Source organism: Propioniciclava sp. (assembly GCF_029977985.1).
Lineage (GTDB): Bacteria > Actinomycetota > Actinomycetes > Propionibacteriales > Propionibacteriaceae > Propioniciclava.
In genome coordinates, this window is record NZ_JARKOT010000206.1 from 1 (window position 1) to 1,515 (window position 1,515).

Consider the following 1,515-nt stretch of genomic DNA (forward strand, 5'->3'; position numbering starts at 1 on the left):
TCATCCAACACCAACGCCACCGCGTTAGCTTTATACTCCGCCGTGAAATGCCTCCGCGTAGATCCCATAATCAGCTCCCCTTCACCCTATCGGGAACCGCAAACCTCACCAGTGTCCACCAAACCGGGAACGGTCCACACCGAACCCGCCGCGCTAGGCCGCGCCGACGGCGACAGCGTCTACACCGTCGCCCGCTCCACCTGGCACACCTCCCGCCGGATCGTCGCGGCCGAACACCGCCTCGTCGACGCAGCCGGACGCCGCGGCGGCCACCAGGTGCCCACCCCGGCCGTCGAAGTCGCCCTCATCGAGGCGGCCGCGAACCGCACCCCGCTCAACCCCGGCCAGGTCGCCCTCGTCCGCGAGATGGCCACCAGCGGAGCCCGCCTCCAACTCGCCATCGCCCCCGCCGGTTCCGGCAAGACCACCGCCATGCGCGCCCTCGCCACCGCCTGGCGCAACGGCGGCGGCACCGTCGTCGGCCTCGCACCGTCGGCCGCCGCGGCCGCCCAGCTGGGCGCCCAGATCGACACCCACGCCGACACGATGGCCCTGCTCACCCACGCCCTGAACCACCGGCGACCGCTCCCCGCGTGGGCCGACCGCATCGGGCCCACGAGTCTGGTCATCATCGACGAAGCCGGTATGGCCGACACCCTCTCGCTGGACCAGGTCGTCGAGTTCGTCCTCGACCGCGGCGGATCCGTGCGGCTCATCGGCGACGACCAGCAACTCGCCGCGATCGGCGCCGGCGGCGTCCTCCGCGACATCCAAGCCACCCACGGCGCCGTCCAGCTCAACGAACTCGTTCGGTTCGCAGACCCCGCCGAAGGCGCCGCCAGCCTCGCCCTGCGCGCCGGCGACCCCGAAGCGCTCGGCTTCTACCTCGACAACCACCGCGTCCACGTCGGCGACCTCGGAACCTGCGCCGACCAGGTCTTCGCCTCTTGGCTCGTTGCCCGCCACGCCGGCGCGGACGCCCTCATGGTCGCCCCCACCCGGACGCTGGTCGCCGAACTCAACGCCCGCGCCCAGGCCCACCTCCACGATGGCAATCACCCCACGCCCACCGTGGCCCTCGCCGACGGCAGCCACGCGGCGGTCGGCGACCTCATCATCACCCGCCTGAACGACCGTCGACTGCGCACCACCGGCACCGACTGGGTCCGCAACGGCGACCGCTGGACCATCACCGGCATCGCCACCAACGGGGACCTCCGCGCGATCCACCAGACCAACCGGCAGACCGTGATCCTGCCCACCGCCTACGTCAACGAGTCCGTCGAACTCGGCTACGCCTGCACCATCCACGGCGCCCAGGGCGTCACCGCCGACGTCCTGCACGGCATCGCCACCGGCGCCGAAACCCGCCAGCAGCTGTACACGATGCTCACCCGCGGCCGGTACGCCAACCACGTCCACCTCGAAGTCGTCGGCGACGGCGACGCCCACTCCCTCATCCGGCCCGAGGCGATCATCCCGCCCACCGCCACCGACCTCCTCGAACGCATCCTC

The 1,515-nt window shown here is 71.6% G+C and carries 1 protein-coding gene; it reads left to right on the forward strand.

Annotation, left to right across the window (positions count from 1 at the left end):
- Positions 1-111: 111 nt before the first annotated feature.
- Positions 112-1,515, forward strand: a 1,404-nt coding sequence (locus tag Q1K57_RS12060) for an AAA family ATPase (RefSeq protein WP_300082959.1), incomplete at its 3' end; no start/stop codon positions are given.